The following is a 16903-nucleotide window of genomic DNA, read 5'->3' on the forward strand; positions in this document are numbered from 1 at the left end:
AAAAAGAAAAGTTTGCAAATAATAATAAAATTTGTTATCATAAATTTGAGAAAATTATTTGAAAATATTCAATTGCAAGGAGAGATGGCTGTGGGAAATATTATTTCTATGAATGATATGAAAAAAAAGGAAATTCTTGATATTTTAGAGCTGGCAAGAAAGATTGAAGATTGTTCAGAAGAGAAAAAATTAAAATTTTTACATGGAAAAATAATTGCAACATTATTTTTTGAACCAAGTACACGAACAAAAATGTCTTTTGAATCAGCAGCAATGCGATTGGGAGCTAATATTCTCTCGTTACCGCCTGTAGAACAGTCATCTGTTCAAAAAGGAGAATCATTTACTGATACAATTAAAATGGTAGAAAGCTATTCAGATTTAATAGTTGTAAGGCATCCGCTTGATGGAGCGGCAAAACTTGCCTCAGAAACTTCAAAGAAGCCTGTGATTAATGCAGGAGATGGATCAAATCAGCACCCTAGTCAGACTTTACTTGATTTATATACAATTCTTGATGAAAAAGGAACACTTGAAAATTTAAAAATAGCATTTGTTGGAGATTTGAAATATGGAAGAACAGTTCACTCACTTGCAAAAGCACTTACACACTTTAATCCATCGGTAATGTATTTTGTAGCACCGCAGTCATTGCAGATGCCTGAATATTTACTGGAAGATTTAAAAAAAAATGGGATAAAATATGAGATTTTAGAAGATTTTAGGGACTGTATTGATAAAATTGATGTTTTTTACATGACCAGAATTCAGAAAGAACGATTTCCAGATATTAAGGATTACGAGAAAGTAAAAGGAATTTATGTTATAAATCGTGAAAATATAGTTGGAAAATGTAAAGAAGATATGATAATTCTTCATCCCTTGCCAAGGGTAGATGAGATTGAAACAGATTTAGATGATACAAAATATGCACTATATTTTAAGCAGGCCAAAAATGGTATTCCAGTAAGGCAGGCTATGATGATGACTGTATTAGACAAAAATAAGGAGTTTTTTAATCAAGATACAGAATATAAGAATTCCCAAAATATCAATTATATAAAAAATATGAAATGCAATAATTCAAAATGTATTTCAAATCACGAAAATATTGAAGCAAAATTTATTCATATAAAAGAAGATTCTGAAAAATTAGATGAAAATAATTTGGAAGAAAAAACGAAATATAAATGTTTTTATTGCGAAAAAGTAATTTTGGAAGATGAAATAAAAATTCAATAGTTAATTTAAAAATAGTTTATTAAAGAAAGGAAAAGAGATGCCTAGAATAATTATAGAATCAAAAATATCTCCTAATGGTGCAGGAGATAGGTTTAAATTAAAAATAAATGATGAAAAAATTGTAGAAGTAAAATTTAATGAAAAAACAGAAATTGATGTAGACTATGGAGAACAAACGCTTCAAGTATACAATAATTTTTTAATAAAAACTCCTAAAAAAGTTATAAATGTGGAATCAGATAATCAAAACTACAGAATAACACTTCATTTTAAAGCATGGGGAATTACTTTTGCCTTTCAGATTCTAATGGTAATATTAATTATGAATTTACATCAGACAGCTGTTTTTATTGCAATTCCAATATTTATTTTAGAAATTTTGATTCTAATTTTTATGGGAATGTTTGAAATAAAAGAAGTTAAAAGGAAGGAAGATTAGAATGGCTAGAATTGATGAGAGAGCAAAAGATAGAATATTTGTTGCGCTGGATTATGATAATATGGAAGATGCAAAAAGACTTGTAGAGAAACTTGGAGATAATATTTCAATGTATAAAGTTGGGCTTGAGAGCTATCTAAATACAGACGGGAAATTAATAGATTATTTGCACGAAAAGGGGAAAAAAGTATTTTTGGATTTAAAATTTCACGATATTACGAATACTGTGAAAATGGCTTGTGCGAATGCTATTAAAAAAAATGTATTTATGTTTAATATTCATTGTTCAAATGGAAGCAAAACTATGAAAGAAGTTGCTGAATTGGTAAAGGAAAGTAAATCAGAAAGCCTTTTAATTGGAGTGACAATTTTGACAAACTTGGGTGAAAATGATATTTTTGAAATGTATAAAAGTGATTTAAAATTAGAGGAAATTGTTTTGAATCTTGCCACAATTGCCAGAAATAGCGGAATGCACGGAATTGTGTGTTCACCCCAGGAGTCAAAGGACGTAAAAGAAAAACTAGGAGAGAATTTTGTAACAGTCTGTCCTGGGGTACGTCCTAAATTTACATTAAATGCTGATGGGAAAAGTAATGATGACCAGACACGAATTATGACGCCAGCAGATGCAATAAAACAGGGGGTAGATTTTCTTGTAGTTGGGCGCCCAATAACTAGGGCTGCAAATCCAGAAGAAAGTGCAAAATTAATTTTGGAGGAAATTTCAGAAGCATTATAAAGGACTATTTCAAAGAAATAAAAAATTAAAGTAATAAAAAAAATCAAATTTTAGAATAGAATAAATAGAATTCAAAGATAACTGTATTAAAATAGAGTGTACAAAATTTAAAAAAAATAAGGAGAAAATTTATGAAAAAAAATTTATTGTTATTAACATTGGGAATTTTGGCAGTATGTCAGTTAGGGTATAGTGAAAATACAGATGTTAAAGTTGAAAAAACTCAGATGGAGGATGTAAAACAGACTCAAGAAGAGGTAAAAACAAATGAAACGGAAAATACAGAAAACACAGAAACAGAATTAAAACAATCACAAGAACAAGAAGCAGAAGAAACAAAAGAAACAAATCAAGCACCAAGACAAGTTCAAAAGGAAGCACCAAAAACTAAAAGACTTACTCCAGAACAAGAAAGAAGGTTAGAAGCAAAAGCTAAAAGAAATAAAGAAAAAAACATGACATTAGATGAAAAATTGGATTTACAGATTTTAAAAATGGAAAGATTGCTAAAAAGTTTAGAAGGAAAATAAAAGATAAAGTATTAAGGAAATATGAGTATATCTATAAAACTTAGGAGTAAAACATGGAAGATAACAAGATTATCATTCTAAAAAATGGCATTGATGTTTTTGGAAATAAAATTGAAATTTTAATAAATGATGAAATTATTAAAAAAATTTCTGAAAATATTGATGAAAGCAGATTTAAAAATAACAAAAATGTCAGAATCATTGATGTTGAAGAAAAATTAATAATGCCAGGAGTTATTGATGTGCATACGCATATGAGAGAACCAGGAATTACCTACAAAGAAGATTTTACAACAGGTTCACGTGCGTGTGCCAAAGCTGGTATTACGACTTTTTATGATATGCCAAACACAATTCCGACGACCACAACGTTAGAAAATTTGCTGGAAAAGAAAAAATTAGCAAGTAAAAAGTCAATTGTGAATTTTGGATTTCATTTTGGTGGAAGTAAAAATGATAACGTTGAGGAAATGAAAAAGGTTTTGAGAAATGGCGAAGCAAATACAGTAAAAATTTTTATGAATGTAACGACTGGAGAGATGCTTATCGAAGATGATAAAATCTTGAAAAAGGTATTTGAAAATTCTGAATTGGTACTGGTTCACGCTGAAAATGATATGATTGACAAGGCAATAGAATTAAATAAAAATTATGGAAAAGGACTTTATGTTTGTCATATCCCATCAGCGGAAGAATTAAAAAAAGTTATAAGTGCCAAGAAAAATAAAGAATTAAATACAAAAGAGCATCCAATTTATGCTGAAGTTACGCCTCATCATTTATTTTTAAATACTGAGATTCGTGAAAGTACAGAGCGGAATAAAATGCTTCTAAGAATGAAACCTGAATTAAGAGAAAAATCTGATAATGAATTTTTATGGGAGGCAATAAATCAAGGAGAAGTTGATACAATTGGAACAGATCACGCACCACATCTAATAAGTGAAAAATTGGAAAAAATTACGTTTGGAATGCCAGGAGTAGAAACTTCACTTGCACTTATGATAAATGCCTTCAACGAAGGGAAAATATCACTTGAAACAATACAAAAGTTAATGTGTGAAAATCCTGCAAAAATAATGAAAATTGAAAAAAGAGGAAAGTTGCAGGAAGGTTTTTTTGCCGATATAATTGTAGTTGATACACAAAAAGATTGGATTGTCGGTGTAGATGACACAATTGAATCAAAATGTGGCTGGACTCCTTATGAAAACTGGAAATTAAAAGGAAAAAACACAATGACAATTGTAAATGGAAAAATTATTTATGAAAATGGGAAAATTAATGATATTCCTAAAGGAAAAGAAATCAAATTTTCAGAATAAATCATTTACCTATATGTTAATAACTAATAAATAGTTTAGAAATAAAACAAAAATCAAAATTTGAAAGGAAATGATAAAATGGCTAATTTAACATTGGAAGAAAAAGTAGCAAAGGCATTATTTGATGTGAAGGCAGTAAAAATCAATGTAGGAGAGCCTTTTACGTTTGCATCTGGAATAAAGAGTCCAATTTATTGCGATAATCGTTATGTATTAGGATTTTCAGATGAGAGAGATACAATTGTAGAAGCATTTGTTGAAAAGCTTGATAAAAATGTGGAAGTAATTGTGGGAGTTGCAACAGCTGGTATACCTTGGGCTTCGTTTATCGCTGACAGAATGAAAAAACCGCTTGCATATGTAAGAAACAAACCAAAAGATCATGGTGCGGGAAAACAGATTGAAGGTGCAGAAGTAAAAGGGAAAAAAGTCGTTGTAATTGAAGATTTGATTACAACAGGTAAAAGTAGCCTTATTGCAGTTGATGTGCTTCAAAAGGAAGAAGTGAAGGAACTGGAAGTAAAATCAATTTTTTCTTATGGATTTGACAGTGCAAAAGCAAATTATGCGAAATATAACTGTAAATTCAGTTCACTTTCAAATTTTGATGTTTTAATAAAATTATTGGCTCAAACGGATTATTTGACACAGGAAGAAGCAAAAATTGCTTTGGAATGGAGTAAAAATCCTGAAAAATGGGGAAGATAATAATTCTTAAAATAAATATTTAAAAAATTTGAAAATAAAAAATATAAATGAAGTAACTAAATATGAAAAGAATATTATCAATTATTGTAGGACTAATTCTGATGCTAACATTAGCAAGTTGTCAAAATGGAAAAAAATTTGCTGAGAATGACTTGAAAGAATCAATGGAAGCTCTTCAAAAAGGAAATTTTTCTGTATTAAAAGTTGATAAACAAACTGAAGATGCATTCAAGGCATTTGAGGGAGCATATGAAAAGATGTCCTATAAAATTAACAAGACGACAGAGAAAAATAAAGATAAAATCCTTTTAAATGTTACTATGAAGTATCCTGATTTATCAGCAACAGCAGAAATGTTTAAAGACAAAATATCAAAAGAAGTTCAATCATTGAGTGGAAAATCAGATGAAGAATTTAATAAGCAAAGCATGCCAATTTTAAAGGAAGTGGTAAATGAGAAATTAAATGATTCTAATTTAAAATATTTTGAGGAAACATTTGATATTACATATGTAAAACAGGGGGATAACTGGGAAATAGAGGAAAATAATCCACAATTTATTAAAGCGGTATCCTTTAATTTTCCAATATAGTTTATTCAAAATCAGATTTTTTATAAAGAACTTTAAATTATAACAGTAAAAAAATCTGTAAAAATATTTGATTTTTCAATTTTTTTGTAGTATAATATTTGCTTTAAAATACAAATAAATTTTTATAGGAGAAAATATTATGGACAACAATAAATTTGGTGAAAATGCAAAAGAGCAGCTGGAAAGAGAAATAGAAGAATTAAAACGTCAGAAAGAAATTCAGGATTTACAAAGACAGAAAGAAGAGCTGGAAAAAATAGTTTATGGTAGTGTTGCGGGAAGCAGTACTAAAAATATAAATAAAGTGGAAAAGCCTATTAGAAATACAAATAATCCAGAAATAAATAAACAAGAAGACGAAGAAGAGGAAGCTGAAGAAAAATACGTTTCAAACAAAATGACGACAATTCTAGCTGCTGCAGTTGCAATATTTATTGTTTTAGTTGGATCTGGGATTTTTTATCTGAGAAGTCAGAATAAGAAGAAAAAAGAAAATCTAAAAAAAGAAATGGCAGCAGTATCACAAAATCAAAATATACCAACTGTAACAAACGCTCAAACTTCTGAAATTGTGCAACAGAAGGAACAAAAAAAGGTAGAGCAGCCAAAAGTTGAAGAAAAAAAAGAGATGCCTAAGGAAAGTAATGAGAAATTAGTTGTAAAAAGTCCAGTAGGTGTAAAAAAAGGAAGTTATTGTATAAATCCTAGTGCCAGTGAATCGGCATTCGATACTGATACTGTAGAAGATTCGTATGCACAGCATGGATATATGGCAGATATTTCATTTCAGGACTGTGTAATTAATAATGGGAGCTCTTTAAGACATACAGGACCTGTAACAGTAACTGTAAATCTTGCTGAAGAAAAAAATTATGACGCTGTTATGAATAGAAGCAAATGGTATTTGGAAAATGGCCAAATTAGAAGAGTAAGTGGAGGTGACAGCACATCTTTATATTTTAATGGATGGCTAATGTATAAACAAAGTAATTAATCAAAAATAAAATTATAAATCAAGGGTAGAAGTTATTGCCCTTGTTTTGTTATATAGGTTTTAGAATTTTTAATAAAAAATTTTGATATATAATTGACTTTTTTTTGAAAATAATCTATAATTTGATAGAACTCTTGCATATATAATTTAGTATTGGATTACTGAAATAAAATAATTTTGGTAAAAATTTTAAAAATAAAATTAACATAGTTTTAAGTAATTTAAATTATGTAGCAGGTTTTAAAGTTCAGAAAAGGAGTAAAAATTGAAAAAAATACAATTTATAATAATTCCTACGATATTGTCCTTTGGATTAATAATATCTGCAGCATTAATTTCAAATGCCATGAACAAAGCAAATAAAGATGAAAACAGAATTACAGTAAAAGGAGTAGCGGAACGTAGAATAAAAGCAGATAAGGCACTCATAAATATCGTAATTTCTGATAAAAATGAAAATCTCGACGAATTGAAAAAAAGTATATCAGAAAAAGAAAAATTGGCAACAGATTTGATTAAAAATCTAAAAATTGATTCAAATGATTATAGTATTGGAAATTTAAGAATTCAGCCAAATTATATTGAAGCTTCATCGAATGTAAAACAGCAGACAACAGCAATTTCTACTCCAATTATGCAAAATGCTAAAATTTCAGATTACGAGGGAGTTGAAACAATTTCTATTGTAACGAAGGATATTGACAAAGTCGAAGAGTTTTTTCAAAAATTATTAGAATTAAAGTTGCAAAGTAACAATATTCAAATAAACGAGCCAGAATTTTTTATAACGAATATCGAAAGATATAAAAAAGATATGGTAGTAGATGCTTCTCGAAATGCTGAAATAAGAGCAATTGAGATGTTAAAAGTAAATAACAATGAAATTGGCGGACTAAAAAATATTAGTCAAGGGCAATTTGAGATACTAGAAGACACAGAAGATGTGAGAAAAATCAATGAAAATGAGGCTAATCAAATTTATAAAAAAATGAGAGTGGTAGTAACTGCAACTTATTTGATAAAATATTAGTTAGGAAAATCAAGTTTATTTTTAGAATAAATAGTAAATATAAGTTAAAAAATAAATCATAAAATAAAGTGAAAATTTAGGAGGAAAAAATTAATGAAACCAGCAGCAGAATTAAGACAAGGAAGCACATATAGAAAGGACAACATCCCATATTTAATACTAAAAGCTGAAAGACATCAGTCAACATCAGGAAAAAGACAAAGAGCAGCAGAAGTAAAATTTAAAACAAAAGAGTTAATCTCAGGAAAAATACAAGAAATAACAGTTTTAGCAACTGAACTTATGGACGATATTATTCTTGATAGAAATCAAATGCAATTTTTATATGAAACTGATGGAGAATATAATTTCATGGATCAGGAATCTTTTGAGCAAATTACTTTATCAGCTGAAGATTTAGGAGATGCAGTAAATTTCTTAGAAGAAGAAATGATTATTCAAGTATTGATGTATGAAGGAACTCCAGTTGGTGTAGAATTGCCAAATACAGTAATTAGAGAAGTAACTTATACAGAACCAGGATTAAAGGGTGATACAATTGGACGTGCGACAAAACCAGCAACTGTATCTACAGGGTATGAATTGCAAGTGCCTTTATTCGTAGCAATTGGAGATAAAATCAAAATTGATACGAGAACTGGTGAATATATCGAAAGAGCAAATTAATAACAATTCAGAATTATAATAATAAAAAATGTAGCTATCGAAAAAACGGTAGCTTTTTTTGAAAAGGTGAGAAAAAATTAATAAAAAATTAAAATTTAAAAAAGAGGTAAACTTTATGAAAAATGATAAAATAAAAAGAGTTGAGCAAATGGAAAAAATTATGGATAAATCAGCGGATATTTTTAGAGAACTGAACATGGTGTTGGATAAGCTGGAAGAAAATTTGTCAGATTATAAAAAGCTGGATGAATATTACAGTAGCGAAAACTGGTTTTTAGATGTGGAAGACTTTAATAACGGTGTTTTGCCACAAGACTTGAAATGTGGAGTTTTGAGCGAAGACGGAGCTTATAATTTGTTTGGGGAAAATCATGAATTGGCAATTAGAATGGTGGAGATTGCAGCTAAGATGTTGAGAAGATAATTCTCAGAAATAAAATAAAAAAATCAAGGGGTTGATTGAGATGAAGAATAAAATAATTAGAGGGTTAGTTTTTGTTCTTTTAGTTTTGGGAATATTTTCTTATTTTAGAAAAGAAAAGATAAATGAGACAATTGATGTAAATAGAGATGAGAATAGAATTTTAGTTGCATCATTTAATGCTATGCGTCTTGGTGAGAAACAAAAAGATTATCGGACACTTGCGAAAATTTTAGAAAAGTTTGATTTAATTGGGATAGAAGAGGTTATGAATGAGAAAGGAGTTAAGAAAGTTCAGGCGTATTTGGAAAAGTTGACAAAAGAGAAATGGGATTACATTATTTCGGAAAATTCTGTAGGAAGTGAAAATTATCGTGAATATTTTGCATTTATTTATAGGAAAAGTAGATTTTCTGAAGCGAGAGAGCTTGGATTTTATAAGGAAAAGGATGAGAATGAGTTTATGAGAGAGCCGTATGGTGCATATTTTAAAGCAGGAAACTTTGATTTTGTGTATGTTATTGCACATTCGGTTTTTGGTGATAAAGAAAAACAGAGACTACTTGAGGCAGCAAATTATGTCAATGTTTATGAATATTTTTCTAAATTGACAGATGAGAATGATATAATTATCGCTGGGGATTTTAATACGCCTGCTGATAATATGGCTTTTAAAAATATGGCTGATAAATATAACGTCAAGTATATTTTAAATCCTGAAGAAAATTTGACTACACTTTCGGATAGTAAACTTGTAAGTTCTTATGATAATTTTTTCATGAATTTTGAAAAAACAAAAGAATTTACTGGAAATTTTGGAGTTTATAACTTTATAAAAAATAATAATTATGCTATAATAAAAAAATATGTGTCAGATCATTTGTTGATATTTTCAGAATATTCAACATTGGAGGATTTAGATTAAATAGATTTATTAAAGTTAAAAATTTATTTTTGTTAAAGAAAAACTATAAGTAAACTGAAACTGTTGAAAAAATCTAAAAAATATCAATGAAAAAGAAAGGAAATAAATGAAAGAAAAAGCATTAAATAGAAAATTGGTTTATAAAAAGGTTATTAATATTGGATTACCTGTGGCAATTGAAAATATGATTTATGCACTTATGAACTTTGTTGATATGTTTATGGTGGGGAAAGAGATTGTGGCGCTTGGATTGGGGACAGTTGCTGTTGCAGGATTGGGGTTTGCAAATCAGATGTTTATGATTTTTATGACTTCACTTTTTGGGATGAATAGTGGCGGTGGAATTTTGGCGGCTCAGTATTTTGGGAATAAGGATTACAAAAATCTGAAAAAATGTCTTGGAATAACGATAATTGTTGGATTTTTATTTTCACTGCTATTTCTTTTCGCAGGATTATTTACGCCAAAACTTGTAATTTCAGTATTCACAAATGATAAAAAAGTTATAGAAATAGGGGCTTCATATTTACGTATAGTAGCGTGGACTTATCCACTTGTGGGAGTTGGTTTTGCCTTTAATATGCAGCTTCGTGCAATAGGGAAAACCAAATATTCATTTTACTCAAGTGTAATAGGGCTTTTGATAAATGTGGTTATTAACTATGTTCTGATTTTTGGACATTTTGGATTTCCTGCGATGGGAGTACGTGGTGCTGCAGTTGCAACAGTTATTGCGAGAATTATAAGCACTTTTTATATAATTTATGTGATTTATAAGTTAAAATTGCCAATTGCAGGGAAAATAAATGAATTATTTGACTTATCAATGGAATTTTTTGTAAAAGTTATGAAAATATCGCTTCCTGTGTTTATTCACGAAATATTGTGGGTACTTGGAGCAAGTGTGTATGTAATGATTTTTGGAAGAATGGGAACAAATTTTGCAGCTGCAGTTCAGGTTGTAAAATCAATTAGCAGTCTTGTATTGACATTGTTATTTGGACTTTCGAGTGCAACTTCGGCTATAATTGGTAATGAGATTGGTGCTGGAAGAGAAGAAAATGCTTATGACTATTCAATAATTTTATTAAAGGTGGCTGTTATTTCAGGGATTATTATTGGAGCAATTGTATTTATTTTCAGTCCATTTATTCTACAACATGTAAATGAAAAAAGTTACCCACTAGCAAAAGAGGTTGTGAAGGCAGAGGTATTTGTAATTTTTGTAAAAGCAATAAGTTTACAGCTATTAGTTGGAATTTTACGTTCAGGAGGGGATACGCTCTGGACAATGTTTGTGGATTTGATTCCGCTTTGGTTTATTGCGATTCCAGTAACATATTTTTCTGGATTATATTTAGGATTTCCAGTTGTATTTGTATATTTACTTTCATGCAGTGACGAAATTATAAAAATATTTCCATGTATCTGGAGATTGAAGAGCAAGAAGTGGATAAACAATCTAGTTAGTTAGAAATTTGAATAAAAATGAAATATTTAAAAGGGAAAGTAATAAAAAATAAAAGAGGGTGGTTAAATTGGGAATAAAAAAGACGAAAACAGAAAATTAGTTAATGGATTAAAAATTGAAAATACAGAAAGTATGGAATATTTTCAGAAACTTGTAAATTTTGGAATGTGGAGCGATTTGATTAGGATAGCGTTTTATAAGAAGAAATTTAAGATGGTGAAGGAGAGAGTTCGATAAGTAAATTTAATTATATGGATATTCCGATACAATATATTTATTAAATAATTTAGTATAATTTTTTATTTGCTGCAACTTGGAATAAAAGGAGGTTTATATATGAATTTGTTTGAAAGAGAATATAAATTTTTATATAAAGAAAGTAAAGAAAATATTAGCCAATATAAAAGAAACAAAAGTTATAAGAAAATTATAACAAAGTATAAAGAAATATCAAAAAATGAAGATATAGAAAAGATAGATATATTGTATTTTTTGATACGATATGAAATATTTTTACTTTTGATATTTCCTCTATATTTTAGTAATTTTTTTAATCAATATAAAATAATATCAGAACTTATAAGTTTATATCCTAGAATTTTAATTGTTATAACCTATTTGTATAGTATGTCTAATAAAATGATATGGAATATTTTTTTAAAAAGCATCATAAAAATAAAACTAGAAAATAATTTTTTTAAAAGTATCGTAAAAATAAAACTAGAGAATATTTTGTTATTAATTTCATTTTCAATACCGATATTTTTATATATTTTCAAATTCAACATATTATTTATAAAAAGATCCTTAGTTAGTTTATTTATCATTAATTTATTTTTTATTATTATAATAAGAAAAAAAATGAATAATGAGAAGGAATATGATGTTAGAAAAAATAAAATAAAAAAATCATTAAAAAAAGAAATTTCATATTTGAGATTAAAAAAAGATGATTTAAAATTTATTTTAGAAAAAAAGAGATTAAAGATTTCTATTTTTTTTATGGTATCACTTTTTTCGACCTCCTTATTTCCAATAATAGATATTATTAAAGGTCCGAATTATCTGTCAGAAATTATAATAAATAATCAAAAATTTATAGAATATTGGTTTTATCTTTTTCTTATATTATTGATAATAAAAGCTATTTATCAGATTTATATAAATATATTTGATATTTCAGAAGAAGAAAGAGTTGAACTAAATGATATATTATTAGAAATATATGATGAAATAAAATAAATTTAGTTTAAGAATTACTAAATATTATTCTCTTTTTAAATAGTGAAAAACTTTTTTATTATATGATTTAATAAGGAATCACCAAATAAATAGAAAGGATTGAGATTAGATAATGGGTTTTAAAAGAAAAAAGTATTTATTAATTGGTATTTTAACAGCCTTTACAATTTCATGTTCCACAATAAAAACTCCTCCACTTGGAGTAAATTATGAAGGTCCATTGAGGGATAGTGATAATGTTGAGTTTCATTATGATTTGACTTATCTGGATAAGGATGGGAATATTCGGTATGACAGGCAGATTTGGGAGGCGACTTATAAGGTTGTGGATGAGGCAAAGGATTATCTGATTGTGGAGATGTTTTTGTTTAATGACATTTATAATAAGGATAAGGAGCATTTTCCAGAGTTTGCTAAGGAATATACGAGAAGGCTTATTAAAAAGAAGATGGAAAATCCTGATTTGAAGGTATATGTACTTTCAGATGAGAATAATAATTTATACGGGGCTTTTGAGCATCCATTTATTACAGATATGAAAAATGCTGGGATTGATGTTATAATGGTGGATATTTTTAAGCTCAAGGATACGTTTCCATGGTATTCGCCAATTTGGAGAACTTTTATAGAGCCTCACGGAAATCCACAGGGGAAAGGATGGATTGGGAACTTTTACGGGCCTATGTGGCCTAAATTGACTTTGAGAAATTTATTGAGGGCATTGAATGTAAAGGCCGATCACAGAAAAATATTTTTAAATGAAGAAAATGTTGTAGTTTCAAGTGCTAATATTCACGATCCTAGCTATTTTCATGAAAACGTAGCAATATCGGCTAATGGAGAAATTACAAAGGATGTTCTGCATGGATTACAGCTTGTGGCTGAATTTTCAGATGGGAAGATTGATGTAACTGAGAAGCAGGAAAATAAAATAAATACCAGTCAAATTGGAAATTTAACGAACAATCAGACAAGTGAGACAAATAATTTTTCTGAAAGTGAAACTGAAAAGCAAGTTAAAGAAATTGAGAAAAAGAAGAAAGAATTTGTGGAAGAGGAAACAAGAAGATTTGCACAGACTGGAGAACTTTCTGAAAAAAGTCAAAATTCTGAAAACGAAAATCAGAAAAATGGAGATACGATTACAAGATTTGATGATGAAAATAATAAGTATCAGCTTCAGTTTGTGACAGAAGCAAAAATTGGGGAGCATCTGGATAAGGACATTGACAGTGCGAGAGCAGGGGATGAAATACTTATGGGTATGTATTTTCTGGCTGATAAAGGTGTTGTTAACAGATTGATAAAAGCTGCAAATCGTGGTGTAAAAGTTCGGATTATTTTTGATAGAAGTAGAGATGCTTTTGGAATGAGTACGAATGGACTGCCTAACAAACCTGTTTCTAAGAAATTGAAGAAAAAAACTAAAAATAAAATAGAAGTGAAATGGTATTTTACAAATAATGAGCAATATCACACAAAGATAACACTAATCAAAAAAACAGATGGCAATGTTATAATACACACAGGTTCGGCTAATTTAATCAAAAAAAATATACGTGGTTACATAATGGATGCTAATTTTAGAATTTTGACAAATAATAATTCTAAGCTGACAAAAGATATCTATACATATTTTGATAGATTATGGGAAAATAAGGATGGTTTGTTTACCATAAACTTTGATGATGAGCCAACTACGAAGGCAAGTGCAGATTTTATGTATAAAATTTTAGATGCAGCACAATTAGGATCATTTTAGATGAAAAAATATATAGAAAATATATTAAATTAAAAAATTATAAAAATAAAAAGAATTTGAAAGAGAGGAATGAGAAACGAATGAAAAGAAAAATAATGTTAGTGGTAGTAATTTTAGCTATTGGTATGATGTCAGTTTCTTGCTTTAAAAAGAAAAAGGATGATAAGAAAAATAATCAGCAGACACAACAGCAACAAAATAAGGACATTAATACTGATATTTTTAATCTTGGAGGACAGGCTCAAGGAAATCCAAATATACAAAATTTAACTCCTGAGGAACAGCAAAATTTAATTGACAATCAAATTGATCCTGCAAAAGTTTCTGAAGCATTGACAAAAGCTCAAAATGGAGATAAGGAATCAATTATGTCGCTAGCACAGCTTTATTACAATTTAAAAAATAAGGATAAAGTTAAACAAATTTTGCAATACGGTGTAGATAAAAACTATCCTGAAGCAATTTATAACTTGGCTATGATTTTTAAAGAAGAAGGAAATACGGCAGAAGCAAATAAATTGATTGCAAGACTTCCAAAAGGTTCTACAACGACTGCTGGTAGACAGCAAATGAGACAAATAAAAATGCGTCCTGGTGCAGAAGCATATAATAGAGGTATTGATTTAATAAAAGCAAAGAGATATAAAGAAGCTAAAGTGGAATTTGAAAAAGCATATAATGCTGGGATAAAGGAAGCTGACATACGTGTGGCACTTTTAAATAAAGAACTTAAAAATGAGTCAGAAGCGATGAAATGGTTCCAAAAGGCTGCAAACCGTGGTGTTAAAGAGGCAAATTATGAAATTGGAGCAATTTTATATGATGGTGGTAAACAGACTGAATCACGTCCATACCTTCTAAAAGCGTATAATGCTGGGAATAAAGGACTTGCAATGCCAATCGCAATGTCATACCATCAACAAAATAATATGACAGAGGCTTTGAAATGGTATAAAATAGCTGCAAAAAATGGAGATAAAAATGCTGCGGCTACTGTTGAAAGAATTGAAAAGGGTGGAGTAGTTGAAGAAAAGAAAAATGACAAACAGCCAAAAACATTCCTAGGAAATGTAAACTCATCTCAAAGTTTGACAGAAAGCACTCTTAATAATGTAAAAAGTAAAAGTAAAGCAGAAGAAGCTTCAAAAGTTGAAATTAAAGCTGAAAAACCAAGCACAGCTAAGCAGCAGCAACCTGCACAAACAGTAAAATCTGACGAAAAATCTTCAGATGTAAGTATTGATGAAATTATGAAGAAAAAAGCAGCAGAATACAATAAATAAAAATACAGGAAATAAAAATTTTTTAATATTGACATTTGTAAAAAAATATTATATACTTGTTTTACAACAAAGTTATTTGAAAATCAAATAAATTATAATACAATTTAATAAAACTTATCAAGAGAGATATTAGGGAACGGCCCGTTTGAGTATCCAGCAACCTGTAATAACAAGGTGCTAAGTCCGGCATATGAATGCGAAGATAAGAAACAATTCTCTTCCTTTCTAGGAAGAGATTTTTTTTAAGTCAAAATATTTTATGCATTGAAATTGGAAATTATAAGTTTTAAGATTGATTGTTGTAAATTAAGTTGTGTTTATAGAAAAAATTAGGAGGAAATAGAATGGCTAAAAAAATTTACTTTACATCAGAATTTGTATCACCAGGACATCCAGATAAAATCTGTGATCAGATTTCAGATTCAATATTAGATGCTTGTCTTGCAGATGACGAAAGTTCAAGAGTAGCATGTGAAACATTTGCGACTACTGGGCTTGTAGTCGTTGGGGGAGAGATTACAACTAAGACTTATGTGGATGTTCAGAAGATTGTTAGAGATAAAATTTATGAAATTGGATATCGCCCAGGAATGGGATTTGACTCTGACTGTGGTGTGTTAAATACTATTCATTCACAGTCGCCTGATATTTCTATGGGAGTCGATACAGGTGGAGCTGGAGATCAGGGGATTATGTTTGGAGGGGCAGTTAATGAAACTGAAGAATTAATGCCTTTGGCACTTGTGTTATCTCGTGGAATTATTCAAAGACTGACTGAAATTACAAGAAATGGAACACTCGCTTGGGCAAGACCAGATGCAAAGGCACAAGTTACGTTAGCTTATGATGAAAATGGAAAATTGTTAAATGTTGATACAGTTGTTTTATCAGTGCAGCATAACGAAGATGTAACAAATGCACAAATTGAAAAGGATTTGAAAGAACTTGTTATAAAACCTGTGTTGGAAAAATATAACTTGAATATTGAAAATGTAAGAAAATTCCATATTAATCCGACTGGAAGATTTGTAATTGGAGGGCCTCACGGAGATTCTGGACTTACTGGAAGAAAAATTATAATTGATACCTATGGTGGTTACTTTAGACATGGTGGAGGAGCGTTTTCTGGAAAAGATCCATCAAAAGTTGACAGATCGGCAGCTTATGCGGCAAGATGGATTGCCAAAAATATTGTTGCAGCAGGTTTTGCCACAAAATGTGAAGTTCAGCTATCTTATGCGATAGGTGTTGCTGAACCTGTATCAATTCGTGTAGAAACATTTGGAACTGGGACAGTTGAAGAACCAAGGATTGAAGAGGCTGTTGCAAAATTATTTGACTTGACACCAAATGGAATCCAAAAATCATTAAACTTAAGAAAACCATCATTTAGATACCAAGATTTAGCGGCATTTGGACATATTGGAAGAACTGATATTGATTTGCCTTGGGAAAAACTGGATAAAGTTGAAGGCTTGAAACAAGAATTAGGAAAATAATTCAAAAATAGGGAGTGAATAAGTCACTCCC

General features: G+C 29.2%; 17 protein-coding genes, 1 pseudogene and 1 riboswitch. All 18 genes and pseudogenes read left to right on the plus strand.

Annotation, left to right across the window (positions count from 1 at the left end; translation table 11 throughout):
* Window positions 1–84 precede the first annotated feature (84 nt).
* Window positions 85–1017 (plus strand): annotated as a pseudogene (gene pyrB, locus ACEG17_RS02815) (aspartate carbamoyltransferase); the annotation flags it as partial.
* 51 nt (window positions 1018–1068) lie between these two features.
* Entirely contained in the window at window positions 1069–1242 is a 174-nt protein-coding gene (locus ACEG17_RS02820) for a hypothetical protein (RefSeq protein ID WP_372582601.1), read from the plus strand.
* Between the two features lie 37 nt (window positions 1243–1279).
* Window positions 1280–1681 carry a hypothetical protein gene (locus ACEG17_RS02825; RefSeq protein WP_372582463.1) on the plus strand — a complete coding sequence of 134 codons (402 nt, stop codon included), beginning with the start codon at window positions 1280–1282 and terminating at the stop codon, window positions 1679–1681.
* Between the two features lies 1 nt (window position 1682).
* Complete coding sequence (pyrF, locus tag ACEG17_RS02830) at window positions 1683–2423, plus strand: orotidine-5'-phosphate decarboxylase (RefSeq protein WP_372582464.1); 741 nt, start codon at window positions 1683–1685, stop codon at window positions 2421–2423.
* A 131-nt stretch (window positions 2424–2554) separates the two neighbouring features.
* On the plus strand, window positions 2555–2953 hold the full coding sequence (locus ACEG17_RS02835; RefSeq protein ID WP_299573977.1) for a hypothetical protein: 399 nt from the start codon (window positions 2555–2557) through the stop codon (window positions 2951–2953).
* A gap of 53 nt (window positions 2954–3006) precedes the next feature.
* Complete coding sequence (locus ACEG17_RS02840) at window positions 3007–4278, plus strand: dihydroorotase (RefSeq protein ID WP_372582465.1); 1272 nt, start codon at window positions 3007–3009, stop codon at window positions 4276–4278.
* A 78-nt stretch (window positions 4279–4356) separates the two neighbouring features.
* On the plus strand, window positions 4357–4986 hold the full coding sequence (gene pyrE / locus ACEG17_RS02845; protein WP_372582466.1) for an orotate phosphoribosyltransferase: 630 nt from the start codon (window positions 4357–4359) through the stop codon (window positions 4984–4986).
* Between the two features lie 62 nt (window positions 4987–5048).
* On the plus strand, window positions 5049–5579 hold the full coding sequence (locus ACEG17_RS02850) for a hypothetical protein (protein ID WP_372582467.1): 531 nt from the start codon (window positions 5049–5051) through the stop codon (window positions 5577–5579).
* 139 nt (window positions 5580–5718) lie between these two features.
* Window positions 5719–6573, plus strand: a complete 855-nt coding sequence (locus ACEG17_RS02855; protein ID WP_372582468.1) for a hypothetical protein — start codon at window positions 5719–5721, stop codon at window positions 6571–6573.
* A gap of 265 nt (window positions 6574–6838) precedes the next feature.
* Window positions 6839–7603, plus strand: a complete 765-nt coding sequence (locus ACEG17_RS02860; RefSeq protein ID WP_147005752.1) for an SIMPL domain-containing protein — start codon at window positions 6839–6841, stop codon at window positions 7601–7603.
* Between the two features lie 93 nt (window positions 7604–7696).
* The gene (gene efp / locus ACEG17_RS02865) at window positions 7697–8269 is read left to right on the plus strand and encodes an elongation factor P (RefSeq protein WP_147005751.1); all 573 of its coding nucleotides are present in this window, start codon (window positions 7697–7699) and stop codon (window positions 8267–8269) included.
* 115 nt (window positions 8270–8384) lie between these two features.
* The gene (locus tag ACEG17_RS02870; protein WP_372582469.1) at window positions 8385–8693 is read left to right on the plus strand and encodes a DUF4298 domain-containing protein; all 309 of its coding nucleotides are present in this window, start codon (window positions 8385–8387) and stop codon (window positions 8691–8693) included.
* Between the two features lie 40 nt (window positions 8694–8733).
* Window positions 8734–9615, plus strand: a complete 882-nt coding sequence (locus ACEG17_RS02875; protein WP_372582470.1) for an endonuclease/exonuclease/phosphatase family protein — start codon at window positions 8734–8736, stop codon at window positions 9613–9615.
* Window positions 9616–9721: 106 nt separating this feature from the next.
* Window positions 9722–11089, plus strand: coding sequence for an MATE family efflux transporter (locus tag ACEG17_RS02880; protein WP_372582471.1), 1368 nt, complete (start codon window positions 9722–9724; stop codon window positions 11087–11089).
* 858 nt (window positions 11090–11947) lie between these two features.
* Complete coding sequence (locus ACEG17_RS02885) at window positions 11948–12328, plus strand: hypothetical protein (RefSeq protein WP_372582472.1); 381 nt, start codon at window positions 11948–11950, stop codon at window positions 12326–12328.
* 112 nt (window positions 12329–12440) lie between these two features.
* The gene (locus tag ACEG17_RS02890; protein WP_372582473.1) at window positions 12441–14090 is read left to right on the plus strand and encodes a phospholipase D family protein; all 1650 of its coding nucleotides are present in this window, start codon (window positions 12441–12443) and stop codon (window positions 14088–14090) included.
* Between the two features lie 80 nt (window positions 14091–14170).
* Entirely contained in the window at window positions 14171–15373 is a 1203-nt protein-coding gene (locus ACEG17_RS02895; protein WP_372582474.1) for a tetratricopeptide repeat protein, read from the plus strand.
* A 111-nt stretch (window positions 15374–15484) separates the two neighbouring features.
* A riboswitch (SAM riboswitch) is annotated at window positions 15485–15582 on the plus strand.
* A gap of 135 nt (window positions 15583–15717) precedes the next feature.
* Window positions 15718–16872: a methionine adenosyltransferase gene (gene metK / locus ACEG17_RS02900; RefSeq protein ID WP_372582475.1), complete on the plus strand. Its 1155-nt coding sequence runs from the start codon at window positions 15718–15720 to the stop codon at window positions 16870–16872.
* The last annotated feature ends 31 nt before the right edge of the window (window positions 16873–16903 follow it).

The sequence above is a fragment of the Leptotrichia hongkongensis genome (assembly GCF_041538065.1).
Taxonomy (GTDB): domain Bacteria; phylum Fusobacteriota; class Fusobacteriia; order Fusobacteriales; family Leptotrichiaceae; genus Leptotrichia; species Leptotrichia hongkongensis.

Bases quoted from the DNA above. Each gene is read 5' to 3' on its own strand.
- ACEG17_RS02820 (WP_372582601.1), top strand. From the start codon at position 1,069: ATGAAATGCAATAATTCAAAATGTATTTCAAATCACGAAAATATTGAA.
- ACEG17_RS02825 (WP_372582463.1), top strand. From the start codon at position 1,280: ATGCCTAGAATAATTATAGAATCAAAAATATCTCCTAATGGTGCAGGA.
- pyrF (WP_372582464.1), top strand. From the start codon at position 1,683: ATGGCTAGAATTGATGAGAGAGCAAAAGATAGAATATTTGTTGCGCTG.
- ACEG17_RS02835 (WP_299573977.1), top strand. From the start codon at position 2,555: ATGAAAAAAAATTTATTGTTATTAACATTGGGAATTTTGGCAGTATGT.
- ACEG17_RS02840 (WP_372582465.1), top strand. From the start codon at position 3,007: ATGGAAGATAACAAGATTATCATTCTAAAAAATGGCATTGATGTTTTT.
- pyrE (WP_372582466.1), top strand. From the start codon at position 4,357: ATGGCTAATTTAACATTGGAAGAAAAAGTAGCAAAGGCATTATTTGAT.
- ACEG17_RS02850 (WP_372582467.1), top strand. From the start codon at position 5,049: ATGAAAAGAATATTATCAATTATTGTAGGACTAATTCTGATGCTAACA.
- ACEG17_RS02855 (WP_372582468.1), top strand. From the start codon at position 5,719: ATGGACAACAATAAATTTGGTGAAAATGCAAAAGAGCAGCTGGAAAGA.
- efp (WP_147005751.1), top strand. From the start codon at position 7,697: ATGAAACCAGCAGCAGAATTAAGACAAGGAAGCACATATAGAAAGGAC.
- ACEG17_RS02870 (WP_372582469.1), top strand. From the start codon at position 8,385: ATGAAAAATGATAAAATAAAAAGAGTTGAGCAAATGGAAAAAATTATG.
- ACEG17_RS02875 (WP_372582470.1), top strand. From the start codon at position 8,734: ATGAAGAATAAAATAATTAGAGGGTTAGTTTTTGTTCTTTTAGTTTTG.
- ACEG17_RS02880 (WP_372582471.1), top strand. From the start codon at position 9,722: ATGAAAGAAAAAGCATTAAATAGAAAATTGGTTTATAAAAAGGTTATT.
- ACEG17_RS02885 (WP_372582472.1), top strand. From the start codon at position 11,948: ATGAATAATGAGAAGGAATATGATGTTAGAAAAAATAAAATAAAAAAA.
- ACEG17_RS02890 (WP_372582473.1), top strand. From the start codon at position 12,441: ATGGGTTTTAAAAGAAAAAAGTATTTATTAATTGGTATTTTAACAGCC.
- ACEG17_RS02895 (WP_372582474.1), top strand. From the start codon at position 14,171: ATGAAAAGAAAAATAATGTTAGTGGTAGTAATTTTAGCTATTGGTATG.
- metK (WP_372582475.1), top strand. From the start codon at position 15,718: ATGGCTAAAAAAATTTACTTTACATCAGAATTTGTATCACCAGGACAT.